Origin of the sequence: Pseudomonas poae (assembly GCA_028869255.1) — a bacterium.
Classification (GTDB): domain Bacteria; phylum Pseudomonadota; class Gammaproteobacteria; order Pseudomonadales; family Pseudomonadaceae; genus Aquipseudomonas; species Aquipseudomonas poae_C.
On record CP110972.1, the window covers coordinates 1,259,986 to 1,284,327 of the forward strand.

A 24,342-nucleotide genomic window follows, 5' to 3' on the forward strand; every position below is an offset into this window, starting at 1 on the left:
GTCGGCACCGATGCAACGACGAAGCATTCGCTCTCGAATTTATAAGCCATTGAGCGAAAAGGTCATCTGACTTATTCGCATAGCTCATACTGATCGTCAGGATACCAGCCACAACGCAGAGTTTGCCAAGCTAGCCGCCTGATCTCTATTTCAATCAATGCATGACACATATTCGCAGTTTGAATTGTTTCGAAATAGCGAACATAGGCGACGTTGTAGATTAGTGATACACTTGTCGCTATATGCAGATCAGCTGATGGGTCCTGTCAGAGGATTAAAAATTAGCACATATATTTTATTGACGTATTCCGTAAATCAACATCGTTATCGCGTCGTTCATGTGCATTACGTGTGAATCAATGCAAAAATCACCGGACTGTATTTCCCATCTGAACCTCGAGTTGGCATAAGAATTAAGGAAGGTGGCAACGAAAAGAAGATCGGCTTTTTGATTTATAAGGTTTTTTTCTCGAAGGGATATTAGAACCTCAATAATCAGTTCTATTATTTTCTGATTGAGAGTTACGAGTTGGATTGGAGGGGCCACGCTCCATGCTGGAAGTACTTCCCTCCATACGCTAACCGGTAAAACTTTGCATTCATAGATCGTAATTAAGCGATCAACCTCAACCAGCGCAGCTACTGCATCTTTCCACTGAGACTTTTTATTTCCAATTTGGATAAATGCCTGTTGGTCGGCCGCGTCAATAACCCCAAGGATAATATCTTTTTTTGTTTTGAAATAATTAAATACAGTGGCAGGAGATACTTTTGCATCTGAAGCAATTGCCCCAACTGTAGTGCCCGCATAACCGCGGGATGCAAAAAGCTTAATCGCTGAAGAGCATATTGCCAAGCGACGATTCTCTTTCTGCTGCTCTCTAAGTCCAGCCATGAATACCTTCCGATTGTTGACTCATATGCCAATTCTATCAGCTACGCTGAAAAACGTGAATTTTGGCAGTAAATCTTAGGAGGCGCTCGCAGGGGGGGGCGCGAGGTGGCGTACCTCGGCTGCACACCGGGACAGCATATTTAAGGATTTTTTTCCGTTGCGGATAGGTCGTCTCTCTCATAACTATATGATTTTTAATAAGATATTTTTATTTTATTTTTGGAGTTGACTCTATTAATAGAGTTGTATCAAAGTGAGCATGTCGTTAATGATGTTCGTTTTGAAGCAAGGAGAACGATCTAGTAAAGGAGTTTGCAATGCTGGGTGGTTTTACAAATAAATAGACGGTGCGACAGACGCCGAAATGTACGCAATCACGGTCTCTGCCTTAACGAAAACACAATAATTGGGCGTGTCGGATGAAAAAGTTAACCAATCTTTCTACCCTTGTATTTGTAGTTACGGCTTGTGTAACGCTCACCAGCTATGCGGCTGACGATAAGCTATCCATTTACAATTGGACCGAATATTTGCCAAAAAACGTTATAGAGGGATTTGAAAAGGAGACGGGTATTAGCGTCACCTATGACGTTTTTGACACGGTTGAAACACTAGAGGCAAAGCTGCTCACTGGGAACTCAGGTTATGACGTGGCATTTCCATCCCATGAAAGACTGCCTGGATTGGTTAAGGCGGGTGCGATATTGCCGATTGATCACTCTAAGTTGTCGAATTGGAAAAACCTTGATCCTGATTTTCTCAAAAATCTGGCGATCACTGATCCTAGTAATGCGCATGGTGTTCCTTATTTGTGGGGCACAACGTTAATTGGCTATAATAAGGAAAAGGTGGACGCTGCTTTAAATGGGGTTCCTATTCCGAACTCGTGGTCGCTGGTATTTGATCCAAAGTATGCCAGTAAGATCAAAAGTTGTGGCGTGGCGTTTATCGACTCCCCGACCGAAGTTTTTCCTATCGCTCTTAACTATTTGGGACTCGATCCAAATGCGGCTGATCAGCCAAGCTTAGAAAAAGCACGTGATTTACTAACCAAAACGCGCCCTAATATCACATATTTCCATTCGGCACGTTGGCTGCAAGATCTTGCTAATGGAGATATATGTGTTGTCGTAGGTTACTCCGGCGGGATTGCGGTGGCGCGGGACATGGCACAGTCAAATAATAATAGCAAGGTACAAATTAAGCTAATGATGCCTGATGAAGGCGCGCTGGCGTGGACGGACGACATGGTGATTCCTAAGGGAGCAAAACATGTCGAGGCTGCATATAAATTTATTGATTACATACAGCGCCCGGAGATCATTGCTCAGATCTCTAATGCTATTGGCTATCCCAACGCTAATTTAGCATCAAAAGGAATGATCGACGCAGCCCGATTGGCGGATGAGGCGCTATTCATTCCAGAGGACAAGCGTGGAAAGTTGTTTTTCCATAATGTACGGCCGTTCGGTGCGGAGCGTATGACGACACGTTACTGGAATACTGTAAAGTCGGGTGATTGAATATTGATGCTTGTTTGATTGTTCTCATGATGTGCTTCTTGTATTTTAGTGATCGACTTCGGTACCTGGCGTTCCGCATGTTCGGTGCCGAAATTCATCAGGTTTGAAATTTTGGTTTTGAGTGTGTGCTTGCTCAATTTGATATTGCATTATTTTGGATGATTAACATTGATGCTTCCTGATTGGTGGAGCGTAAAAGGTATCTCTATGTATGATAAGAAAAGTGTCAATGAAGCTTATTTGGATGCAAAAAAAAGTCGTGATTTATATGTCGAACAAAATAAATTGATGGTCGGATGTCCGCCGGCCGAAAAAAATCTCGTGACTCATCGTAATTATATGGTCGCCCCAAATAATCGATGGGGCTTCAAACGCCTTGAGCAATTGACTCGGAGCATTACGGTGGGGCGAGGCGATGTTCCTGTTCGGCCTCTAATTAGCGCGCCTCAAGATTTGTCGGGGGTTTTATTTAAAAGCAAGTGCGGTAGAGAGGTTTCAGTGCAAGAACATTTGAAGTCGACATATACCGACGGCTTTATTGTGTTGAAAGATGCTAAAAGTGTCTATGAGTGCTATTTTGATGGTTACCAGCCGAATGATCGACACATCATGTTTTCCGTGACGAAGTCCCTTGTGGGTTTGATCGCAGAAGACCTCATCACTAAAGATATTATTGATGAGAATTTGCTGGTGATTAAGTATATTCCAGAACTAATCGGCAGTGCGTTTGGCGATGCTACTGTTCGTCAAGTGTTGAATATGACAGTTGGAATTGATTGTTATGAAGAGTATGACGATCCAACTGGAATTACTGCTCAGTTTGGATACGCCAGTGGTCTATGGCAGCAACCTGAAGGCAGTGACTACCCTGACAATATCTGCGATTATCTAAAAAAATTGCGCAAGCATGGTTCGCATGGAATGCGCTTTGAATACGTTACGGCATGTACCGAAGTCGTTGCCTGGATTGTTGAACGAGCGGCTGGCCAATCCATCTCTAAACTCGTGGAAGTCGTTTGGTCGCAGCTCGGGTGTGAGCGGGATGCGTATTTTGTCAATGATGCGCATGGCCGAGCTTGCTCTGGCGGAGGATTTAACGCAACACTTCGGGATATGGCTCGATTCGCAATAATGGTTTCACAACGAGGTGAGTGGGAAGGCAGGCAACTTTTTTCACCCAGCGCAGTTGATCGACTGTTTGAAGGCGGCGATCCAGAGCACTACGCCCTCAATGAAAGTTATTCTTCTTGGACGCCCGGCGCGTCTTACAAGAGCCACTGGTATGTTTACTCTGGACAGTCAATCATGGCAGTGGGGATCCATGGGCAGATTGTTTATATCCATCGGCCAAGCGGCGTGGTGATTGTGAAGCAATCATCTTCGCCAACTGCAGAGTCGCCTCTGTATTCGGACACAGTGGTGATGTTAAAGGTATTGGCCGAAAACTTGTCTTGAGCCAATAGTTCTGATTGCAGATAACTGATTTTGTTAGTAGTTATTCATGTTCGAGTAAGTGGAATAAATTTTTCGTGTATTCACTGCTGTTGGCGTTTATAGAGTTTCTGCCGTCAATGATCGCGTGCGGAGTTGCACGATTTATGACGTGAATTCTGGCGGAATGCCATGTTGAGCGTTATGAGTGCCTATGTGTTTCACTGCACTGTACAGAATTCTCCTATTGTGGGCTGGCTATTAATCGCAGGTGGGTACCGCAGCTTCATTATTATTAGGTTATCTAGATCACGCTTGTACCCATGCTTGGGGGTAGCGCACTGCAACTCCATTAAATTGTTTGCTCGAAGGCATAGTCGGTAGGTTGGCATAACACGCTCTATGGCTCATACCTTGTCAGAGCCTAGAGTAGGTTGGAAGATTTGATTTTCGCCCCCCGCCAGTTGGGGGGGGGCGCTAGTTGTATCGGCGGAAGTGCTGGCTATTGCTTTAACGTCGGTTTATCTATTTGCGGAGCATTACTGTATGACACTTCACACAGCGAATCACTCCTTGGCTGGCACCCGGCCTTATCCGGTATGGCGGGACGCGCGTACGCCGAATCCCCTCGCTCCGAGGCTCACGGGTGAAGTTACGTGTGATATTGCGATTGTGGGCGGCGGTTTTGTTGGTCTATGGACGGCGTTAATGGCGCGCCAACGCTGGCCTGACGCATCCATCGTTGTGCTCGAAGCTGGGCAGTGTGGCGACGCGGCAAGCGGACGGAATGGCGGATTCTGCGCACCAAGTATTTCCCACGGTGTTTCCAATGCATTGACACGTTGGCCCAAGGAGGCTGAGCAGTTGGTACGATTGGGCCGGGAAAATCTGGTTGCATTTGAGGAGGATCTGCAGCGCCATGGCATGGAAGTGGAGTTTGAACTCTGTGGAAAGTTGAGTGTTGCAAGCCAGCCCTGGCAGGTCGAGCAGTTGGGGGCGCTACAGCGCAACTACGCGCGCTTCGGTATTGCCTGTGAATTTCTTCAGGGTGAGGCACTGAAGTCGCGCCTCGACTCACCGGTTTATATCGCTGGGGTTTTTGAGCCCAATTATGCGTTGCTGAATCCGGTCAAGATGGTCTCGGAGTTGCGACGTGTCTGCCTGGCACAAGGTGTGCAGCTGTTCGAGCACTCCCCGGTTACCGCCTTGCATGAAGACGGAAGTCATCAGGTACTGGTCGCCGGACTAGGTATTGTCAACGCCGCCAAGGTCGCACTCGGCACCAACATCGCGCCCCCCTGTTGGGGGGGCTGAAGTCCAAAGTCATTCCCATTTATGATTACGCGTTGGCGACTCAGCCCCTTGATGATGCTCAACTGAGTGCCATCGGCTGGGTTGGACGTTATGGAGTTGCCGACAGTGGCAATCAGTTTCACTACCTGCGCAAAACCCAGGATAACCGGATCCTTTGGGGGGGGTACGACGCCATTTACCACTTTGGCAGCCAGCGCGATGAGGCGTTGACGCAGCGTCCAGAAAGCTTTGTGACGCTTGCTCGACAATTTCAAGCGGCCTTTCCTTCGTTGGCCGATGTCATGTTCAGTCATGCCTGGGGCGGCATCATCGATACTTCCGCGCGCACCACGATGTTCTGCGGGACTTCATCTGGCGGGCGTGTTGCCTACGCCCAGGGTTTTACCGGACAGGGAGTGTCGGCCAGCCGTTTTGCGGCGTTGACCATGCTCGACTTGCTCGAGGGAAAAGCCACCGAACGCACGAAATTGGCAATGACCTCGACGGCACCTTTTCCGTTTCCTCCCGAACCCTTGCGTTATGTGGGCGTTTCGCTAGCGCAGCGATCGCTGGCGCTTGAGGATCTTACTGGGCACCGCAACTGGTTGCTGAAAGGTTTTGATGCCTTGGGTATCGGCTTTGATTCTTGATATGGAGTGAGCATGATCATTAATAAACCTGAGCACGTCGTCGATTTTGCCAATCCTGATTTGTCGGCTGTCGAACTGCATATCAGCGACCCGGAACTGGCCGACTTCCCGTACCTCAGCCGCAGTTGGCGGCACTTTTCGTCTACGCAACAAAGCGCCGTAGCAGGCATCTGGGAGGCGCCGGAGCACGTTGAACGATGCGAATGTGACTACGACGAACTCTGCCATTTGCTTGAGGGCCGTGTGCGGCTGACCGACAGCAATGGTGTCAGCCAGGAGTTCAGTGCGGGTGCTACGTTTGTGGTCGCCGCCGGCTTCAAAGGCACTTGGGAAAACCTTACCGAGGTGCGCAAGGTGTTCATGATGCTCAAGACTTAAGGCCTCAATTACGCGCTTTCATTTCCAGCTCGTCCGGAATGCTCTGGACACATCGTCCCAGGGGAAGCAATGAAGGATGTTCGGTGTGCACGGCATGCAGCGACATGGTCGCCCGTGCGGCAATCTCGACCCCACGGAGGGGGACTACATATTTTTGCTGAGCGTCTCAAGGCGTTGTTTCATTGAATGATCGTCCAATCATTGTTCGAGGGCAGCAAGCAGTGCGGCAAATGGGTTGGCAAAGCGTGACAAGTAGCGGCCAACACCGACTTCCCCGGCGCGGGCAGCATTGTCATGGCCGTCCCAGCAATAAGGAATGATCAGCGGCGGCAAGTCGAAATACAGAGCCTCACAAAACCGGTTGTTGCAGCCGTGATGGATGAACAGCTGGCATTCTTTAAGCGTTGCCGGCTGTAGGAACAAGCTGTCCAGAGTACACGTTATCCGGAACCGTGTCGTACATGTTCCGGAAAGCGCCGACGTTGATCAAAAAGCGGTAGGGCAGGGTTTCGATCGTGCCGCTCAGGTGCGTCATCATATCGGTATCTGCGGGACCGAGGCAGCCGAAGCTGACGTAGATCAGGAGCGTGCGTCATCGTCGCTTGCCAGGCAGCCTGATAATGGACTCACGCGCGGACCTCAAAAAGACCAGCCAGGAGTACCTCTCGATGAAACAGAAAGTGATCGCCTTCTTTCCGGAAGCCGCTTTTGGTCCGGCCTTAAACTCCGTCGGTATCGCCCAGGCCTGCGAGGCCCTCGGCCACAAGGCGGTGTTCCTTACCGACCCGGGCATGAGTGGGTTGTACGCCGGGTATGGGTTTGAAGAGCACATGGTCAACATGTCGGCACCGATGCCGGCTGTAGAAATGGCGCGCTACTGGGTCGATTTCGTCAACGGTCATATTCCTAATTTTCGCAAGTCCCCGCTCGACCAAATTGACAACTACGTCAAGGAATGCTGGGCTGCCATCGTCGACACCGCGAAGTGGGCACAGAAGGATTTGCCGACAGTGTTGGATAAAGTGAAGCCGGACCTGATTTGCGTCGACAACGTGATCCTATTTCCGGCGATCAAGCAATACGGCAGGCCCTGGGTCCGGATCATTTCCTGCTCGGAGAATGTAATTCAAGACCCGGATATCCCGCCGCACCTGTCGGGCATGAGCATCGACGATAAGGCCGGTCACGCGGAGTTTCGCCAGCGCTTCGAAGACGTTCTAGGGCCGATTCACGAAGACTTTAATCAGTTCCTGCAAGCCCATGGCGAGCAGCCGTATCCGCTGGGTACGTTCTTCGAGACATCGCCCTACATGAACCTGTTGCTCTACCCGGACGCGGTCAAGTTCGAGCGCCGTCATCAGCTGCCAGCCGAGCGCTTCCACTACCTGCAAGGGTGTGTGCGGCGCGATATGACGTACGAGATTCCGGCTTTCCGCGCCAATAACGACAAACCATTGCTCTACGTCAGTTTTGGCAGCCTCGGCTCCGGTGATGTCGATGTGCTCAAACGACTGATCGCGACGGTCGGCAAGCTGCCTTACCGCGCGCTGTTCAATGTAGGCGAGCACCTTGATGAATACCCGGACTTACCGGACAACGTGCTGATCTCCAACTGGTTCCCCCAGCCATCGGTGATTGCCCAGGTCGATGCGGTGATCCACCACGGCGGCAACAACAGCTTCACTGAATGTCTGTTCTTCGGCAAACCGGCGATTGTCATGTCGTACGTCTGGGACGGTCACGATAACGCCATGCGCGCTGAAGAAAGCGGTCACGGTTTCAAACTCGATCGATACGACTGGAGCGAAGCGATGCTCGCAGAAAAGCTCGCCGCGTGCCTCACCGACCCGGTGATGAGCCAACGCTTGCAACACACCAGCGCTCAAATGCAGTCGCGCAAAGGGCCGGAAGATGCTGCTGACATTCTCAACAGGATACTGAACCATGCCTGATTACAGAACCACGGCAGGTATTACGCCGTACCTCGAAGCAGTCAGCAGCCGCTCCGACTTGGTGGACTGGGGCGTGCAAAGCGACGCCCTCATTGGCGTCTCGCACTCCAGCGGGCGTTTGCTGTTCAAAGGGCCCAATAACATCCCTGAAGCCGGGCTTTGGGTTTGCACCCCTGGGCGCTGGCGGTTGTCAATTCCCCGTGATGAGCTGTGCCACTTCATCGAAGGCGAAGCCACCTACCGCAACGACGATGGTGACGTCATCGAAGTTCGCCCCAACACCCTGGTGCTGTTCCGGTCCGGTTGGACAGGCGAATGCCACGTCCGGCAAACCCTGCGCAACGTTTACATGCTGGCTTGAGCCTTTAATTTTCCTGGAGTGCAACAATGAATACTCCGTTTCTGTACGACCCGCTGAGTATCACTGACGTTAAAGACTGGGGCGTGATTCCGACCATGCTTGAAGGCCAGTCCCATGTCTCTGGCGTGCTGCTGCACAAAGGCCCTGATGGCAAGTCCGAGTGTGGTGTGTGGATCTGCACGCCGGGTAAATGGGTCTGCCATGTCACCAGCGATGAGTTCTGCCATTTCCTCGAAGGACGCTGCACGTATGTACATGAGTCCGGCGAAGTGATCGAGATCAAACCCGACACAGCTGCCTTTTTTCGCAAGGACTGGAAAGGCGTATGCACTGTCCACGAGACGGTGAGAAAGGTCTACATGATCCGGTGATTGCCATGACTGAAACACGTGCCTCACCATCACCCCGAGAAGGCCAACGCGCAGTTTTTCTGACGCGCGTCGTCTTCGCCCAGGCGCAACTGGTTGCGCTGCCGACTGATGCCTCCATGCGTCGCTATTTTCGCTTGAGCGGAGAAGGGCTGCTGTTAATGGATTCGCCACCTCACAGCGAACCGATTCGTCCGTTTATGCAGGTCGCACGTCACTTGCCCCGGCTTGGCCTTTTTTGCGCCGGAGCTGGTGCAGGTTAACGAAGAAGCGGATTTGGCGTTGATCGAAGACTTTGGTCACTACACCTACACCCGATTGTTCGCGGCTGGGCATCCCTGGTTGGCGCTTTATCAGTTGGCCGTCGATACGTTGGTGCTGCGCGAATTTGATGTAGACAACCGTTGCTGCAAGCTCGCGAAGGTGTTGCCGACTGCGGGCTGCTGCGATGAGTTACCGCCGGCAACGCTGGCGTCTTTGTACGAAACCCCTTATCGATTGGTTTAAGGATCACTCCATGGCTACCTTCAACACTGATACAGCACTGCGTTTCATCAACCCCTGCTATCTTTCATTGAGCAATGCCCGTGTGCGCGAGGTGCTTGATCCAGCGACACTGCAACGTGTCGGCCAGGTCGGCCTTTGCGACAAGGACGACGTGCAAGCTGCCATCGATGCCGCTACCTCCACCCAAAAGCAATGGCGTATGGTCGATGCCAAAAGCCGTGCTGCGCGATTGCATCAATTGGCGAATGCCATCGAACAAAACGTCGACTGCAATCGCGAAGTTGCGCGTTTGATGACACTGGAAATGGGCAAGCCGTTTCCCGAAGCCATAGGTGAACTGGCGAATTGCGCGTCGATCTTTCGTTACTATGCGGAAATGGCGCGGGATGATGCGGGCAAGGTTGCTGGCGCCACGCAGGTCGGCTCCTTCCAGCATGTGCGTTATGAGCCGTATGGCGTCAGCGTGCACATCATGCCTTTCAACTTTCCGATCCTGTTGATGTGCTGGACGGTCGCCGCATCGCTGGCGGCGGGCAATGCCTGCATCGTCAAACCCGCCGAAGTCACAACCCTTTGTACCCTTAAATTCATGGAGCATTTCACTTCGCTGTTGCCAGGCTTGGTGGCGTGCGTGCCGGGTGATTCGGTGACGGCACAGTTGTTGGTGAGGTCCGGCGGTACGCATGTGGTGGCGTTTACCGGCAGCGTTGCGGCAGGTAAGGCAGTGGCGGTGGCGTGTGCCGAACAGATGAAATCGTGTGTCATCGAGGCTGGTGGCAGCGACCCGTTGATCATCTCCAGGCATGCACCGCTGGACGTTGCAGCGGCAGGGGCGGTGACCGCTGCGTTTCACCTGAGTGGGCAGGTCTGCACCTCGGCAGAACGCTTCTACGTGGTTGACGAGATCCACGATGAGTTCGTGGCGAAGTTCGCCGAACTTACGCGTGCCTTGCGCATTGGCCATGGTCTGGAGCATACGGAAATCGGCCCGATGGTTAGTGAAGCCGCTCGCAACAAGGTCATGCGCCTGGTCGACGACGCATTGGCCAAGGGGGCAGTCCTGGTGTGCGGCGGGCAAATTCCGCCACAGCACACAGTGGGCTGGTTCTACGAGCCAACCATTCTCACGAATGTGACCCACGACATGGCGATTCTCCAGGAAGAATGTTTTGGCCCCGTCGCGGCGATTTGCCGTGTCAGCGATTTTGACGAAGCCGTGCGCCTGGCCAATGACTCACCGTTCGGTCTTGGGGCGTCACTATTCACCACCGACCTCTCAGAAGCCATGGAGGCAGCCGATCGCCTCGAGGCAGGGATGGTATGGGTCAACAACCCACTGATCGACAACGACGCTCTGCCGTTTAGTGGTTGGAAGATGTCCGGCCTGGGACGTGAACTTGGGCGTCAGGGTCTTGAAGCGTTCCGTCGCTCGAAAATGGTCATCATCGATCACCAGCCGAAGATTCAGGACTGGTGGTTTCCGTACACCGAAGACGTTTTTTATCGCGACCAAGCTTGATCTAGTGATACTCGGGAGGACGGCAATGATCGACAACATTTTCTGGTCAACCCCGACAGTGGTTCTTTCTACCGGGCAGCGCACTCGCATGCGTTCGCAACTGCCGAAAGTTATGCTCTTCGTGAGTAATCTGCCTTTGCTCGGTCAAGTACTGGCGGCGGTGGAGGTAAATGAGAATGAAGTGCTCGTAGTTAATGATTGCGAGCCACTACTCGCGGCCGGGCAACGTTTTCAACAGCGCCGATGCCGCGCGCTTATGCGTTTGGGGGCCGGCCTTTTAGCGGCAGATACGCGGTTTTTTGGTGCTGATACATTGGCAATTGACGTATGTATTGAACCTCGTGGGGTCTATGGGCCGGTGGTGAGTGGGGGTAGCGGCCTGAGTGCACGCGCGTTCAGCCGCCTGCAAAACGTTTGTCTGAAGCAGTCGCATAATCAAGGAGTTTGCCATGGGTGATTATCAACGGCTGTACATCGGCGGCAAATGGGTAGCGCCGATACAGCGCGGTGTGTTCGAGACAATTGATCCGAGCGATGAATCGGTTCTGGCGAAGGTCGCCGCCGCCACCTCAGAAGATATCGACCTGGCCGTCGCCGCCGCGCGTAAGGCCTTCGACGAAGGCGACTGGCCGCACTGGACAGGGGCGCAACGAGCGCAAGTGCTACGGCGAATGGCCGATGGTATTCGGGCGCGACAGGAAATGTTGGCGGCCATTGAAGTCCGCGACAATGGCAAGCCGCTCCCGGAAGCCCTGTGGGACATCGCTGACACGGCCGGTTGCTTCGACTTCTATGCGGAGCTTGCCGAAGGATCTGACCAGTACAGCAAGCAGGTGGTCAACGTGCTGGATGAGCGCTTCGACTCCTCGGTGATCAAGGAGCCGGTGGGCGTGGTTGCGGCAATTATTCCGTGGAATTTCCCGATGCTGATGGCGTCGTGGAAAGTCGCTCCGGCGCTGGCGGCGGGCTGTACTGTGGTACTAAAACCTTCTGAAATGACGCCGTTGACAGCCCTCGAACTGGCGAGCATTGCTGATAAGGCAGGCTTACCGGCTGGAGTATTGAATGTCGTCACCGGATTGGGGCACGAGGCCGGCGCACCGTTGGCGGAACATCCAGACGTGGACAAGATCGCCTTCACTGGCAGCGTCCCGACGGGGCGCAAGATCATGCAAGCCGCCGCGGCAGGGATCAAAAACATCAGCCTTGAACTGGGCGGTAAATCGCCGTTCGTGATTTTTGCCGACAGTGATCTAGATGCGGCGGTAGAGTGGATTCTGTTCGGGATTTTCTGGAATCAGGGCCAGGTATGTTCAGCGACTTCGCGGGTGTTGGTGGAGCGCGAGCTGTACCCGGCGCTACTGGAGCGACTGATCGCGGCCACCGAGCAAATCCAGATCGGCGAAGGCTTTGCCGACGGCGTAAAACTTGGGCCACTGGTCAGCAAGAGTCAACTGGATAAAGTCCTGGAAGCGATTGCGGTCGGTCAGCGCGAGGGCGCACGTCTGGTTTCGGGCGGCACTCGCCCGGGCCATTTGTATAAAGGGTATTACCTGACCCCGGCGATTTTCGCCGACGTTCCGGAGCACTGTTCGGTGTGGCGTGAGGAAATCTTCGGCCCAGTGGTATGCCTGCGCGCCTTCGATACTGAAGCCGAAGCAGTACGCTTGGCCAATGACTCACCTTTCGGGTTGGCGGCGGCGGTTATGTCGCGGGATATCCCACGTTGCGAACGTGTTGCCCGACGCTTTCGCGCCGGTATCGTCTGGATTAATTGCTCGCAACCGACTTTCGTGCAGGTGCCGTGGGGCGGCTACAAGCAGAGTGGTATAGGGCGCGAGCTGGGAGAGTGGGGCTATAACAACTATCTCGAAAGCAAGCAAATCACCCAATACAGTGGCGGATCCTGGGGCTGGTATTCCAAGTAAAATGCATTAGTAGCGATTCCTAACGACTCAGCATTCGGCGTAGCTGTTACGCTTGCTAATACTCTTGAACGTCGTGTTGTAGCAGCGCCGCTGTCGTCGGCGCCGTGATTGGAACCTGATTAGAGCTAACAATCAGCCATTGGACTTTTCCAGCGTTGGTGTACCGCTGGTGATCTCCCTCACAGGAAGACCTTATGTCTATTTTTGAACTGGGCCTGACGCCCTTGCCGGTCAATCATATGGCTCTCTCTCCGTTGAGCTTCATTGAGCGTACTGCCTCCGTCTACGGCGACTATCTTGCTGTGATCCATGGTTCTATTCGCCGTGACTGGCGACAAACCTATGAACGCTGCCGCCGTCTAGCCAGTGCTCTTAGCGCCTTGGGGGTTGGCAAAGGAGATACGGTGGCGGTGATGTTGCCCAACATACCGGCGATGCTCGAGGTCCACTTCGGTGTGCCAATGATCGGCGCTGTCCTTAACGCTTTGAATGTGCGCCTGGACGAGCAAGCGATCGCTTTTATGCTCGAACATGGAGAGGCGAAGGTTTTGATCACTGACCGTGAATTTCATGGGGTTATTCGCAAGGCTCTAAGTTTATCGTCTAACCCGCCATTGGTGATTGATGTAGACGATCCGGAATATGGCGAAGGCAGCGCTGTCAGCGATCTGGATTATGAATTACTCCTGGCCGGAGGCGATCCGCAGTTCGCCTGGCAATGGCCCAGAGATGAATGGCAAGCCATTTCCCTTAACTACACCTCTGGCACTACCGGTAACCCTAAAGGCGTTATCTATCATCACCGCGGAGCCTATCTCAATTCCTTGGGTAATCAGATGACGTGGGCGATGGGTAATCATCCTATCTATCTTTGGACGCTGCCGATGTTTCATTGCAATGGCTGGTGTTATCCATGGACAGTTACTGCGCTGGCTGGCACTCATGTGTTCTTGCGGCGTGTAGATCCGCAAACCGTCCTAACCCTTATCCACGAGCACAAGGTTAGCCATCTGTGTGGCGCGCCTATAGTATTTAATGCCCTGGCAAACTTACCTGAGTCGCAGGGCGCCACCATCAATCATTCGGTCAATGCGATGGTGGCGGGCGCATCTCCACCGGCTAAAGTCATCGGAGCCATTGAGGAGATGGGGATCAAGATCACGCACGTATACGGGCTTACCGAAGTTTACGGTCCGGTAACAGTTTGTGCCTGGCATGCTCAATGGGATGGGCTGTCACTTGAGGAGCGTGCAAAGATTAAATCTCGTCAAGGGGTGCGTTATCCTACGCTCGAAGGACTGATGGTTGCTGATCCGCAGACGTTGGAACCCGTGCCTTGCGACGGCATCAGCATGGGGGAAGTATTCATGCGCGGGAATACGGTGATGAAGGGCTATCTAAAAAATCCTGCAGCGACACGTGAGGCCTTTAAGGGGGGCTGGTTCCATACCGGTGACTTAGCCGTTTGTCACTCTGATGGGTATGTGGAAATCAAGGATCGATTGAAAGACGTCATTATCTCTGGTGGCGAAAACATTTCCACGATTGAGCTTGAGAGCGTCCTATACCGTCATCCAGGGGTGTTGGAGGCTGCGGTTGTCGCTCGTCCTGACGAAAAATGGGGGGAAACACCATGTGCTTTTATTACTCTAAAAGTTGGTTATCAGGAGATCGAAGAGGCTGACATTATCTTCTTCTGTCGCAAGCATCTCGCGGGTTTCAAACTACCCAAAACTGTTGTGTTCACTGAGCTGCCAAAGACGTCGACGGGAAAGGTCCAGAAATACCTACTACGAGATTGGGCGAAGGCTCTATAGGCTGTAGGTCTTCCTGGTTGGCTTCCCTTTCACTGTCTATCAAAGCGGAGCGTGGGCAAGTTTCGTCGTAAATTAAAGCTGTTTGAAGCTTTCGAGATTCACACCAGTTGGCTTGGCGGGGATGAAAAAAGGAGCTTTGTTTAGCATCGCTTCGTCAGCGAAAATGAGTGATAGGCGTGTCCTAATGCGATGTCTATCCCGCTCCGCACAAGACGCGATTTCACTTGGTGAATTCGTCATAGAGCGGGGATTAGCAGAACGCTCATCAGCGATGGCCGAACGTCTCACTGACTGGTCGAAAAGTTGCGATGATAAGAGCCGAGAGCTTCGCAGTGAAGAGGATCTATGACAGTCGCCAACGCTTCGTGGTAGTTGGCGCATGGAAATCCTAGCGATAAGGGTGATCGCGTTCGCTTAAAAATACGCGGACACCATCGCCCTTAATGCTAGAGTTCGGTAGGTGACTTGGCCGGACGGTTAGGATTGTTAAGTTTGCTTTCACCCCTCGAACATTCAAATCCCATCCAAACGAAAACTTATTCACCAGGATAATCCGCAGGTGGTCTGCAACGTCGAGAGTCGTGAGAAACGACGCGCTATTTAGTTTGGCCATTCACAGATCTATGTGCTGATGGATGAACAACCTGCAGCGTAACGTTCGCTAGGGCGCCAGTAACGATTACTTAACCAGGTACAGAGCGCGCTTCGGTGGATTCAACTGCGCGTCCAAGGCGCCGAGTTGCTGATTCAAGTTGCGTGTGGCCATCAGGAGTTCACTCAGCGCTGCGAGCACAACGGCGCGATCCTGCACGCTCAGGGAGTGTTCTTGTCCTTTCAAACTCTTCAGTAAACCTTTCAAGTCGTCATTCAATTTTTCGGTCGTCATCAGTTCTGTGCTCCGTTTTTTGGATTCTCCCTCTATTCGTAACGAGTTTGGAGTGTAAGTTGAGTTGGGATAAACAGATGTCGTCTGAGGATAAGGAATGGCGTGTAGATGAACGCGCGTGCTTGACTTACCATGATTAGACTTAGTCGCTTGTTTTGAATGCGTGATCTAGGATCAGTCGTGAACTCAGGGCCCGTAGGCTGCCCGATGGTTGCCTGGAGACATTCCAAACCATCGTTCGCATGCCTTGTTGAAGGCGCTTTGATTTTTGAAGCCGACGCTGTAGGCGATCTGTTTGAATGAGAGTGTAGTATGGGTTAGTAAATCGCTGCTGTGCGTGCGCTTAATTTCATCCACTAAGTTTTGAAACGACACGCCTTGTGTTTTCAGTGCGCGTGTAAGTTGCCGTTGCGTGAGACTCATGCTCTTGAGTACACCTTCCATCGTCAACGATTTTCCCTCATGCAGGTGCTTGAGGATCACTCGCTTTGTTTGCGCGCTTGTGTCATCGATTTCCAGCGCACGCTGCTGCATTTTTAGATGACTGGTGTGGATCGACTGCAGAGATGGATCGAATGTGGATATTGAAAGTTCACAATCACTGCGGCTGAAGGTCAGTGAGTTGGTCGCGGCGGAGAACGCTATCCGGTGACCGAACAGCTCTTCTAACTGCCGGACATTTTCCGGTCTGGGGTACGTGAACCCGGCACATAACGGCACGATGCGCTCTTTCGGAACAAGCCAGTGAAGCAGCCCCAGAGTCATGGACGTCACGGCGTCGATGAACACTCTGGGAAGTGTGAAAATTTGTGGGTTGGCAGCACCGCCGGAAATGGTGACTGTGCACGGCTGTTCATCGAGAAACATGCAGAACCCGAGCCCGATCGTAGAGTGATGCTCAACCATATGCTTGAGCGCATCGAGGACTGTCGCGCTGGACATGATGGCATAACCCAGCACGCCCAGATTGCCGGGATGAGCCTTTTGATAGGCCAACAAACCGATGTCTTCATTGTTTTGACGCTGTTGTGCCAGGGTAAGCAACTGGTTGAGATGAGTGAGCGGGATGTCGTTGCGTGCGCCAGGCTCCTTTGCGGGGCGAGCGGGAATGCGAGAACTGAGCGTGCCTTTTTCGGTGGCCGTTACGGCTTCAATGCACGCGTGAGCGAAGGGCGAAAAGATGCTTGGCATGTTCAGCCTGTGTGTAAGTGAGTGAGGTCCCCTTATTTTTATTGTGATGGTCTTTCTGAGGCTTGAATTTAACGCATTTAATGGATCATGTGTCGATGGCTAATGCATTTTTCTCTGGCGAATGTATTCATCCGCGCGTGGTACGCAGTCACAATTCAGGGTACGGACAGCTGGAGCATGTCTGCTAGGTACTCTGATCTACACAAGCTGGCAAACGATTACGTATTTATTTTTTATTAATGGTAGGCAGGGAATTTGAATGATGATTTTAAGAAGGTTTAACATTGCCAAACGTGTGATTGTGTGTTTCGCGTTGATCGTCATAGTTGTTGCCGGCCTTGGCTTGTTTAGCATTCACCAAATGTCTGCGATCCGAAGCGAGGGCTTGATTATCGAAAACAGCTCGCTGCCGGGCATCGCCTTGGGAGACGACATTGCTTTGGCGTTCGCCAATACTCGAGTCGACTCCATCAAGCTGCTGTCCAGCTATGAACAACAACTGCCTGGCGCTTACGTGAACTTTCAGTCGAAACTACAGATGTTTGATGCCGCGATTTCTGCGTACAAACCGCTGATCGGTTCCGCCGGTGAAGCTGAGTTGATCGACGCGATTGCCTCGCTCTATCGTCAATACAGTGCCGACGCGCAGCGTGTATTTGACTTGCTGAAGGCCAATCAACGAGAGGCTGCCCGAGAAATTTTAATGGTAGAAATGACAACGGTCGCCCAGGAAATTTCCAGGCACCTTAAAACGCTGGAAACATTCAACGACAATGAAAAAGCCAGCGCGAGTGTTCGTGCAAGTCATGCTTACGACAATGCAAAAGTCGTCATCTGGTTGGTATTAGTTTTTGCGGTACTCTCCACTGTGATTTTGGCTTGGCGCCTGACGATCAGCTTGGCTGGTCCCATCAGACAAGCACTTAGCACCTCAGAAATAATTGCTTCCGGTGATCTGCGTCGAATAGCGGTGGATGTTCGCGGCGGCGATGAGGCCGCGCTATTACTACAGTCAATGGAGCGAATGAGATCGAATTTGCAGACCACACTTTCCCATGTGGGGGCGGCCTCTGAGCAACTCGGCTCCGCAGCCGAGGAAATGGACGCCTTGATGCGCGACAGCCATGCCGATCTTAATACACAAAACAGTGAAATCGAGATGGCGGCGACTGCTGTGACCGAGATGAGTCAGGCCGTGGAGGAAGTCGCGCGAAATGCTGTGGCAACCGCTGAAGAGTCACGCTCTTCTACTCACGCAGCGCGCCAGGGCCGAGAGGAACTCAACCGGACGGTTCGTTCAGTTGCCGAGTTGGCGCAATTTATCGGCAGTGCTTCAGAGCGGGCAATGCTGCTATCGTCGCGTACTCAGGATATCAGTCGCGTGCTGGAGGTGATTCGTTCGGTATCTGAACAAACCAACCTGCTGGCACTTAACGCCGCCATTGAGGCCGCCAGGGCAGGAGAGGCCGGCCGTGGTTTTGCCGTGGTAGCTGATGAGGTTAGGGCCCTAGCGCATCGCACCAGTGAGTCGACGCGAGAGATCGAGACAATGATCGAGAAGATTCAGCAAGGCACTCGCGATACCTTATTTGCCTTGACCTCTAGCACCGAGCAGGCTGATCGTACCCGCGAGCAAGCCGAGTCGACCAGTCACGTGTTGGCCTTGATTACTTCGGCCGTAGCGGGAATCGACGAGCGTAATACGGTGATTGCCAGTGCTTCCGAGGAGCAGGCTCAGGTAGCTCGCGAAGTCGATCATAACCTGGTGCGTATCCGTGACCTCTCAATGCAGTCGTCAGTTCGTTCGGATCAGACACTGAGTGCAAGCGCCGCTCTGGCGAAGCTTGCAAGTGAACTGAGGATGACGCTGCAAAAGTTCGAACTCTGATAATCCGTCAGGTGTTCAACTGTCTTGGTTTCGGGGGCTCATATAGGCCCACTGACAGCTTTTGCTAAATTGCCTTGGTGTTCCCTTCATGCGGCCTCACCGCGGTAGAGGTCGTTTACCCAGTGAAAATGAGTACTCGGCTAAAGCAGTTTTGATCATCTATACAAATCAGTGTGTATCAGGGCTGCATGCTAAGTTTTTTTGGTACGTCTAAAAATGATGTGGGCGATTGATGGGGCGTTAGCGTTCTCGCATTGCCCCCAGTAGGTGCGTTAATGCATTGGCGTCAAATGTGTTGACCCATTTATGATGACTTCATGTCGGAATTTCAACTTGAATCAATAATCCTCCCCCAGTGCGATTGGTTAGGTAAATGCTGCCTCCATGGGCACTAGAGATAGCATGTGCAATCGACAGTCCTAGGCCGCTGCCTCCTGAAGGCCGGGCGCGTGAGCGCTCAGCACGCCAGAAGCGCTCAAACACTTTGTCAACATCCGCTGTATCAATGCCCGGGCCGCGATCTGCGAAAGAGAGCGTCAACTTGTCACCGTTAGATTTCGCGGCGATTTCGAGTGAGCCGCCTTGTGCGGCATAGCGGAAAAAGTTGTCGATCATGATATTCACGATCTGACCTGTTCGATCCCTGTCCGCTTTAAGTCGAAGGTCAGAGGGGATTTGCACGTCGGGCTTGATGTCTGCCGTGATGAATTGTGCACTGAACCAATTCAGGCGTTCAGAAACCAGATTGCGTACACTGAACTCGCTTTTTTCCAAAATCAGCTGCCCCGCACGTGCAAGTGAAAGCAGGTGCAGGTCATTGACGAGTTTGTTCAACTGATCGAGTTGGCGCTTGACCATCTGTAACTGATTGAGATCGCCGGGAAAGACGCCATCAATGATTCCTTGTACTCGGCCCATGGCAGCGTTTAAGGGGGTGCGCAGTTCATGGGCGATCATGGCACTGGATTCACGAACCTCCTGCTCATATCGTTCTAACTGTGTTGTCATGCTATTGAAGTCGCCAATCAAACATTGTATTTCATCGGATGCATTGGGATTCGATGGCAGTCGTGTTTTGAAATCCCCTGGGCTACTAAGCGTGCAACTTCGGCGATAGATGAGAACTGACTTGATAATGGCCGTGAAAGAAGGAAGCCACAGAGTAGTATTATCGGCATCGCCCCTGCCACAAGCGCTGCAAGCAGCAACCAATCGTTGTTGGCGATACCCGGTAGGAGACTCTCGACGGGGTAATATTGCTTAAAAAGCTCCCATAGTCTGGCTTCGTTAAGGTGCGGATCGGCTTGTAGATGCTTGAATTCGACTCTGGTCTCATCGGGGATACTTGCGAGCATCGTTGACTCGCCTAGCGCGAAATGAAGCCACATACTGAACGCGATTATGATCAAGGCGCTAATGGCGAGCATGCTCATACGTATGCCCACCCAGTGCCAAAGAGGTTTCTTTTTTCGTTTGAGTTGGAACTTTATTGTGCTCATTTGAATCGATACCCGATCGATCGGACAGTAACTAAGACGCCTTCGATTTCATGAGTTTCAAGTTTGCGGCGTAAGTTGTGTACATGGGTATCGATAACCCTGGAAAGTGCTTCACTTTCCGGCATGCAAACTTCAAGTAGCTCTTCACGTGTGAATGCCTTGGCTGGAGTGGAAAGTAGAGTTGTTAAAAGCTTGAATTCGGTAGGTGTAAGATCTACTAATACCGTTTCACGCCCCTGATGTTCAATACTGGCAGTATAGGCATTGAGATCAACTAGCAGATGTTTGTAGCGCAGGTTTTTTTCATCTGTTCGAATATAGTTTATTCGGCGCAGCACCGCGTGAACCCGCGCTACTACTTCTTTAGGATTATAAGGTTTGACGACATAGTCATCCGCCCCGTAGCGCAGAGCTCCAAGCTTTTCTGGTTCGTCGCCCATCGCCGTGACCATTATCACCGCAGTGTCGCTGCAGCGTCTTACTGTTGCGAGTACTTCAGTACCGCTTTTCTTGGGCAACATGACATCTAGCAGGATCAAGTCGGGTCTCCACTGCTTGTGCAGCTCCACTGCAACTAGCCCATCTTCGGCCAATGCGACTTCAAAGCCATCTCGAATCAAGTACGCCTCTAAAATGCTGGCGCTGTCGGTGTCGTCTTCGACGATTAAAATACGTTTTCCTGACACAGCCGCGACCTCTTGATCAAATCTTGATATTTCGTGGACGGTTTATTGAAACTAGCAACATAAGATCTCGTCCAGACCACGATGTCACGAAGATCCTATGTCGACTCTCGTACCACTGTCCAAGCAATTTTATTCGTACCGACGCCTATGGGCATTGATGTGTCTGACGCTGTTTATCGCAGGCTGCTCCTTTGCGCCGATTTATAAACGACCGGGGTTACCCGTTCCAGCGAGTCAGAGCTCAGACGCCTTGAATTTGAAAATGGGCGAGGGAATTCCTGAGTTGCTGCAGGACGAGCGCAGGTTGATCAAGGATCTGTCACCCAATGGCGAACTGCATGGTTTGGTAAGTCTGGCGCTGAGTCATAACCGCGATTTTCGTTTGATTTGTTTGAGAGTAAAGGAGGCCAGGGCTGGCTATGGCGTGGCTCGGGCTGATCGATTACCGACGCTTGGCTTGGGGGTTGAGCGTGACCGGCAACATTTCAATAACGCGGCTTCCGAAGAGCGTTATGGCCAGGACATTACGCTAGCCACGCTGGGCGTTTCAGATTTTGATCCGGACTTTTTTCGGCCGATTACGCAGCTTGTCCGAGGCTGCTCGGCATGACTATCTCGCCACGACTTATGGGCAGCAGGCCGCCAGAAGCGCATTGGTGACTGAGGTTGCACGCACTTATCTTTCACAACGATTGGCCACCGCGTTGAAGGCTGATGCGCAGCGTATCAACGATGCCCAGCAAGACATGTTGCATCTGATCGAAGACCAGCAGCGCCAGGGAGCAGTGTCTATTGATGATGTGGAGGTGCAACGCGTTGCAACCGAACGGGCTCATCAACAATTGTCCGTCGCGATAGCCAATGATTCCACAGCATCTCAGGCGCTGCTGTTACTGACCGGATACGCTGCGGCGCTTCCCACGTTCGGTCCAGAGATCGCATACGCCTCCTATGACAGCGCCGCGGGACTTACCGATATGCCGTCGGAGCGTTTGCTGGAGCGTTTCGACGTTCGTCAGAGCGAGGAGTACCTGAAGGCCTCCAACGCAAACATTGGGGCGGCTCGGGCAGCGTTTTTTCCTTCGATCAAATTGAGCACCGGTGTTGGCGTGCAGAGCGACAGCCTGCGCCCGCTATTTAGCGAAGGCAATGGCACCTGGTTGTTCAGCCCGCAGTTGAACGTACCGCTCTTCGATGGTGGGCGTAGTCGTGCCAACCTGAACCTCGCCAAGGTGCGCAAGCAGATAGCCGTGTCCCAGTACGAGAAGACCATCCAGGTTGCTTTCCGTGAGATGGCTGATGTTCTGAACCAGCGGCGACTGGTTCTGGAGCAGATGCGCGGTGAAGTCGAACTGCGCAGCCTGGCCGAGGACAAGGCCCGCAGAACATTGATTGCCTATGCCGATGGCGGTGTGGACCGCACGACGGTCCTGGCCTCCACGGTCAGCGTTAACCAAGCAGACATTGTGTGGCGCCAGTTGCGTCACGACCTTTTGATGAATCGCCTGAACCTATATCGCGCGCTCTGCGGTGCAGACGCCACGCCTTCCCAACGCCTACCTGAAAACGGAGTATCCCTATGAATGGTGTAACTATCCCTCGCGAGTTTTCCCTCAGACTCGCACAAGTCCTGCTGTCCTCTGCGACCCTGTTGGCTAGTAGTATCAGCCTCGCGGACGTGCCTTCCACATCGACCGATCAAAGTATTTTTGGTGACAAGACGTCCTTAACTCTGGGCTTGGGTGCTGCTGTTCTTCCGCGCTACATGGGTTCGGATCTGTACCGTAACCAGGTGCTGCCGGTCGTGAGTATCCAGCGAGGCATTTTCTTCGCGGACACGGTTCACGGCCTGGGCTTGCAATTCCAAACAGCTTCGGGTTTCAGCGCGAGTGCTGCCCTCAATTACGATTTCGGTCGTAAGGATAAAGACAGCGATAGCCAGGCCGGCTCCACTGACTTGAAAGGAATGGGAACCGTCGACGGTGCAACCGTTGCCGACCTCAATGTTGCCCAACAGATTTTGCCATGGCTGTCCGTCAATGCTGAGGCAGAGTTGCGGGTAGCCGGTGAACGACGTGGCAATCGTTTCCGCCTGGGTGTCGAAGGCATTGCCTATCACAGTGATAGCGATTCGATTACCGTCGATCTGGATGCGCATGCCGGTAACAGTCAATACAACCAGACCTATTTTGGTGTCACCCAGCTGCAAAGCCAACTCTCAGGGTTCTCTTCTTTCAAAGCGGATAGTGGAATTTACGCCTATTCAGCGGCGCTTAACTGGCAGCACATGTTCGATGCTCATTGGTCTACATTGGCCAGCTTGGGCGTCACTCACTACACCGATCAGACCCGGGGAAGCCCGTTGGTAAAAGCGGATGCCGAGGGCACCGGTTTATTCGCTCTGAACTACACCTTTTGATGGCGCGGGAGCTAGCCATGCAATGCTGTTTTGATGCGTCTAGCAGTCTGAGTCGGATGCTCCAATCAAGTTGTTGGTGCCTTGGCCTGTTCGCAATGGTGTTGAGTGGCTGCTCCCGAGAGCAAGCCGCTGCCCCGCAGTTCAATCGTGCGGTCAAAGTCGAGGTGGTCAAGGAGGACAATGTCGACAACCTGCGTGCCACTGGCATTGTCCGCCAGCGGCATCGGGCCGCTCTCGCTTTTGAATCGGGGGGGCAGCTGGCGCAGCTGGATGTTGATGTAGGTGATTCGTTCAAGTCTGGCCAGGTGCTTGCGACCTTGGATCTTCAACCTGCGCGTCTTCGCCTTCAGCAAGCGCAAGCGGCTTCCACATTCGGCCTCGCTCAGGTGGCCGAACGCAGCAGTAACCTGCGTCGCCAGCAGCATTTATTTGCTGCCGGCAGCGTCTCTCAAAGCGTGGTGGAGGCCGCTTCGGTGGCTTATCAGCAAGCTCTTGCCGAGCGACACCGGGCGGATTCGGATCTGGCACTCGCTCGCCGTGAAGTAGAGCGTGGCCAGATGGTTGCGCCGTTTCCCGGCCGTGTGCTCGCACGACACAGTGAACAGTTTGCTCAATTGACCTCTGATCAGGTTGTCCTTGAAGTCGAGTCACTCGGTGATCAGCAGGTCGTGGCTGCTGTTCCCATCGATCAAGCTGCACAACTTAAACCTGGCGACAGCGCCGTTGCTTACGACACAGGGACGTCTTCTACACCATTCGATCTGGTCCTGGAGGGCATATCACCGAAAGCTGATAACGGCTTGGTCCAGACCTGTATTTTTCGCCTGCGCGATTCTTCAGCGGCGCTGTCCAGTGGTACGACGGTGTTGCTGAAAACCAATTCACGGGCGCCTCGTCGGCTATTTGTGCCGATAGAAGCGTTAAGGATGGGGGCTGACAGTTCCCACGCTAAAGTATTTGTTTATCACCCGGATGATGGTCGTATAGCGATTCGTGATGTCTCGCTTTCAGGCATTGATCATGGGCGCGCTGTGATCGCCAATGGCTTGGTCGGCGGTGAGCAGGTGGTCACCGCAGGAGTCGCATTTCTCTCTGATGGCCAGACAGTGAGCATGTTCCAACCCACTTCCCGTTTGGCACGGAACTGAATC

General features: G+C 52.7%; 24 protein-coding genes and 1 pseudogene. 19 read left to right on the forward strand and 6 right to left on the reverse strand.

Translation table 11 applies throughout. The annotated features are described in order from the left end of the window. Positions 1-295: 295 nt before the first annotated feature. Positions 296-895: a TetR/AcrR family transcriptional regulator gene (locus LRS56_05995; GenBank protein ID WDU64061.1), complete on the reverse strand. Its 600-nt coding sequence runs from the start codon at positions 893-895 to the stop codon at positions 296-298. A gap of 419 nt (positions 896-1,314) precedes the next feature. Between LRS56_05995 and LRS56_06000 the strand changes: the two genes are divergently transcribed. The 5 genes from LRS56_06000 (at position 1,315) to LRS56_06020 (ending at position 6,170) form a co-directional block, all read left to right on the forward strand. Beyond that, a complete protein-coding gene (locus LRS56_06000) occupies positions 1,315-2,418 on the forward strand; it encodes a polyamine ABC transporter substrate-binding protein (GenBank protein WDU64062.1) in 1,104 nt (367 codons plus the stop codon). A gap of 207 nt (positions 2,419-2,625) precedes the next feature. Then, positions 2,626-3,873 carry a serine hydrolase gene (locus LRS56_06005; protein WDU64063.1) on the forward strand — a complete coding sequence of 416 codons (1,248 nt, stop codon included), beginning with the start codon at positions 2,626-2,628 and terminating at the stop codon, positions 3,871-3,873. A gap of 684 nt (positions 3,874-4,557) precedes the next feature. Continuing rightward, positions 4,558-5,163: an FAD-dependent oxidoreductase gene (locus LRS56_06010; protein ID WDU64064.1), complete on the forward strand. Its 606-nt coding sequence runs from the start codon at positions 4,558-4,560 to the stop codon at positions 5,161-5,163. After that, positions 5,151-5,792, forward strand: a complete 642-nt coding sequence (locus tag LRS56_06015; protein WDU64065.1) for an FAD-binding oxidoreductase — start codon at positions 5,151-5,153, stop codon at positions 5,790-5,792. The genes LRS56_06010 and LRS56_06015 overlap by 13 nt, the downstream gene beginning before the upstream one ends. Before the next feature lie 12 nt (positions 5,793-5,804). Continuing rightward, positions 5,805-6,170 (forward strand): cupin domain-containing protein, encoded by a 366-nt coding sequence (locus tag LRS56_06020; protein ID WDU64066.1) that lies wholly within the window; start codon positions 5,805-5,807, stop codon positions 6,168-6,170. 198 nt (positions 6,171-6,368) lie between these two features. Here LRS56_06020 and LRS56_06025 read toward each other — a convergent pair whose 3' ends face one another. Beyond that, positions 6,369-6,593 (reverse strand): hypothetical protein, encoded by a 225-nt coding sequence (locus LRS56_06025; GenBank protein ID WDU64067.1) that lies wholly within the window; start codon positions 6,591-6,593, stop codon positions 6,369-6,371. Positions 6,594-6,790: 197 nt separating this feature from the next. Here LRS56_06025 and LRS56_06030 point away from each other — a divergent pair, with 197 nt between their 5' ends. The 9 genes from LRS56_06030 (at position 6,791) to LRS56_06070 (ending at position 14,622) form a co-directional block, all read left to right on the forward strand. Then, a complete protein-coding gene (locus tag LRS56_06030) occupies positions 6,791-8,122 on the forward strand; it encodes a glycosyltransferase (protein WDU64068.1) in 1,332 nt (443 codons plus the stop codon). After that, positions 8,115-8,483, forward strand: coding sequence for a cupin domain-containing protein (locus tag LRS56_06035; GenBank protein WDU64069.1), 369 nt, complete (start codon positions 8,115-8,117; stop codon positions 8,481-8,483). The genes LRS56_06030 and LRS56_06035 overlap by 8 nt, the downstream gene beginning before the upstream one ends. A gap of 26 nt (positions 8,484-8,509) precedes the next feature. Beyond that, positions 8,510-8,854, forward strand: coding sequence for a cupin domain-containing protein (locus tag LRS56_06040; GenBank protein WDU64070.1), 345 nt, complete (start codon positions 8,510-8,512; stop codon positions 8,852-8,854). A gap of 5 nt (positions 8,855-8,859) precedes the next feature. Next, complete coding sequence (locus tag LRS56_06045) at positions 8,860-9,114, forward strand: hypothetical protein (protein ID WDU64071.1); 255 nt, start codon at positions 8,860-8,862, stop codon at positions 9,112-9,114. Positions 9,115-9,127: 13 nt separating this feature from the next. Then, positions 9,128-9,358 carry a hypothetical protein gene (locus LRS56_06050; protein ID WDU64072.1) on the forward strand — a complete coding sequence of 77 codons (231 nt, stop codon included), beginning with the start codon at positions 9,128-9,130 and terminating at the stop codon, positions 9,356-9,358. Positions 9,359-9,368: 10 nt separating this feature from the next. Then, positions 9,369-10,877, forward strand: a complete 1,509-nt coding sequence (locus LRS56_06055; GenBank protein WDU64073.1) for an aldehyde dehydrogenase family protein — start codon at positions 9,369-9,371, stop codon at positions 10,875-10,877. A gap of 25 nt (positions 10,878-10,902) precedes the next feature. Further along, a complete protein-coding gene (locus tag LRS56_06060; GenBank protein ID WDU64074.1) occupies positions 10,903-11,334 on the forward strand; it encodes a hypothetical protein in 432 nt (143 codons plus the stop codon). Further along, positions 11,327-12,805 carry an aldehyde dehydrogenase family protein gene (locus tag LRS56_06065; GenBank protein WDU64075.1) on the forward strand — a complete coding sequence of 493 codons (1,479 nt, stop codon included), beginning with the start codon at positions 11,327-11,329 and terminating at the stop codon, positions 12,803-12,805. The genes LRS56_06060 and LRS56_06065 overlap by 8 nt, the downstream gene beginning before the upstream one ends. Positions 12,806-12,999: 194 nt before the next feature. Continuing rightward, positions 13,000-14,622: an acyl-CoA synthetase gene (locus LRS56_06070; GenBank protein ID WDU64076.1), complete on the forward strand. Its 1,623-nt coding sequence runs from the start codon at positions 13,000-13,002 to the stop codon at positions 14,620-14,622. Between the two features lie 679 nt (positions 14,623-15,301). Here the strand turns inward: LRS56_06070 and LRS56_06075 are convergent. Then, positions 15,302-15,508 carry a hypothetical protein gene (locus tag LRS56_06075; protein ID WDU64077.1) on the reverse strand — a complete coding sequence of 69 codons (207 nt, stop codon included), beginning with the start codon at positions 15,506-15,508 and terminating at the stop codon, positions 15,302-15,304. Between the two features lie 186 nt (positions 15,509-15,694). Continuing rightward, the gene (locus LRS56_06080) at positions 15,695-16,699 is read right to left on the reverse strand and encodes an AraC family transcriptional regulator ligand-binding domain-containing protein (protein WDU64078.1); all 1,005 of its coding nucleotides are present in this window, start codon (positions 16,697-16,699) and stop codon (positions 15,695-15,697) included. A gap of 265 nt (positions 16,700-16,964) precedes the next feature. Here LRS56_06080 and LRS56_06085 point away from each other — a divergent pair, with 265 nt between their 5' ends. Continuing rightward, positions 16,965-18,587 carry a methyl-accepting chemotaxis protein gene (locus LRS56_06085; GenBank protein WDU65699.1) on the forward strand — a complete coding sequence of 541 codons (1,623 nt, stop codon included), beginning with the start codon at positions 16,965-16,967 and terminating at the stop codon, positions 18,585-18,587. A 315-nt stretch (positions 18,588-18,902) separates the two neighbouring features. On the opposite strand, the pseudogene LRS56_06090 reads toward LRS56_06085, so the two are convergent. Both LRS56_06090 and LRS56_06095 read right to left on the reverse strand, forming a co-directional pair. Next, positions 18,903-20,086, reverse strand: a pseudogene (locus LRS56_06090) (ATP-binding protein). After that, entirely contained in the window at positions 20,083-20,772 is a 690-nt protein-coding gene (locus tag LRS56_06095) for a response regulator transcription factor (protein ID WDU64079.1), read from the reverse strand. Before LRS56_06095 ends, LRS56_06090 begins: the two are co-directional and overlap by 4 nt. A gap of 97 nt (positions 20,773-20,869) precedes the next feature. Here LRS56_06095 and LRS56_06100 point away from each other — a divergent pair, with 97 nt between their 5' ends. Genes LRS56_06100 through LRS56_06115 form a run of 4 tightly spaced genes read left to right on the forward strand, consistent with a single transcriptional unit; the run spans position 20,870 to position 24,339 of the window. Further along, on the forward strand, positions 20,870-21,382 hold the full coding sequence (locus LRS56_06100; GenBank protein ID WDU64080.1) for a hypothetical protein: 513 nt from the start codon (positions 20,870-20,872) through the stop codon (positions 21,380-21,382). Beyond that, positions 21,360-22,355, forward strand: coding sequence for a TolC family protein (locus tag LRS56_06105; GenBank protein WDU64081.1), 996 nt, complete (start codon positions 21,360-21,362; stop codon positions 22,353-22,355). Before LRS56_06100 ends, LRS56_06105 begins: the two co-directional genes overlap by 23 nt. Next, positions 22,352-23,191 (forward strand): MipA/OmpV family protein, encoded by an 840-nt coding sequence (locus LRS56_06110; protein ID WDU64082.1) that lies wholly within the window; start codon positions 22,352-22,354, stop codon positions 23,189-23,191. The genes LRS56_06105 and LRS56_06110 overlap by 4 nt, the downstream gene beginning before the upstream one ends. Positions 23,192-23,208: 17 nt before the next feature. Then, entirely contained in the window at positions 23,209-24,339 is a 1,131-nt protein-coding gene (locus LRS56_06115; GenBank protein ID WDU64083.1) for an efflux RND transporter periplasmic adaptor subunit, read from the forward strand. The last annotated feature ends 3 nt before the right edge of the window (positions 24,340-24,342 follow it).

Coding starts and splice junctions, on each gene's coding strand:
- LRS56_05995 (WDU64061.1), bottom strand. CDS start 895: ATGGCTGGACTTAGAGAGCAGCAGAAAGAGAATCGTCGCTTGGCAATA.
- LRS56_06000 (WDU64062.1), top strand. CDS start 1,315: ATGAAAAAGTTAACCAATCTTTCTACCCTTGTATTTGTAGTTACGGCT.
- LRS56_06005 (WDU64063.1), top strand. CDS start 2,626: ATGTATGATAAGAAAAGTGTCAATGAAGCTTATTTGGATGCAAAAAAA.
- LRS56_06010 (WDU64064.1), top strand. CDS start 4,558: ATGGCGCGCCAACGCTGGCCTGACGCATCCATCGTTGTGCTCGAAGCT.
- LRS56_06020 (WDU64066.1), top strand. CDS start 5,805: ATGATCATTAATAAACCTGAGCACGTCGTCGATTTTGCCAATCCTGAT.
- LRS56_06030 (WDU64068.1), top strand. CDS start 6,791: ATGGACTCACGCGCGGACCTCAAAAAGACCAGCCAGGAGTACCTCTCG.
- LRS56_06035 (WDU64069.1), top strand. CDS start 8,115: ATGCCTGATTACAGAACCACGGCAGGTATTACGCCGTACCTCGAAGCA.
- LRS56_06040 (WDU64070.1), top strand. CDS start 8,510: ATGAATACTCCGTTTCTGTACGACCCGCTGAGTATCACTGACGTTAAA.
- LRS56_06045 (WDU64071.1), top strand. CDS start 8,860: ATGACTGAAACACGTGCCTCACCATCACCCCGAGAAGGCCAACGCGCA.
- LRS56_06055 (WDU64073.1), top strand. CDS start 9,369: ATGGCTACCTTCAACACTGATACAGCACTGCGTTTCATCAACCCCTGC.
- LRS56_06060 (WDU64074.1), top strand. CDS start 10,903: ATGATCGACAACATTTTCTGGTCAACCCCGACAGTGGTTCTTTCTACC.
- LRS56_06065 (WDU64075.1), top strand. CDS start 11,327: ATGGGTGATTATCAACGGCTGTACATCGGCGGCAAATGGGTAGCGCCG.
- LRS56_06070 (WDU64076.1), top strand. CDS start 13,000: ATGTCTATTTTTGAACTGGGCCTGACGCCCTTGCCGGTCAATCATATG.
- LRS56_06075 (WDU64077.1), bottom strand. CDS start 15,508: ATGACGACCGAAAAATTGAATGACGACTTGAAAGGTTTACTGAAGAGT.
- LRS56_06080 (WDU64078.1), bottom strand. CDS start 16,699: ATGCCAAGCATCTTTTCGCCCTTCGCTCACGCGTGCATTGAAGCCGTA.
- LRS56_06100 (WDU64080.1), top strand. CDS start 20,870: ATGTCGACTCTCGTACCACTGTCCAAGCAATTTTATTCGTACCGACGC.
- LRS56_06110 (WDU64082.1), top strand. CDS start 22,352: ATGAATGGTGTAACTATCCCTCGCGAGTTTTCCCTCAGACTCGCACAA.
- LRS56_06115 (WDU64083.1), top strand. CDS start 23,209: ATGCAATGCTGTTTTGATGCGTCTAGCAGTCTGAGTCGGATGCTCCAA.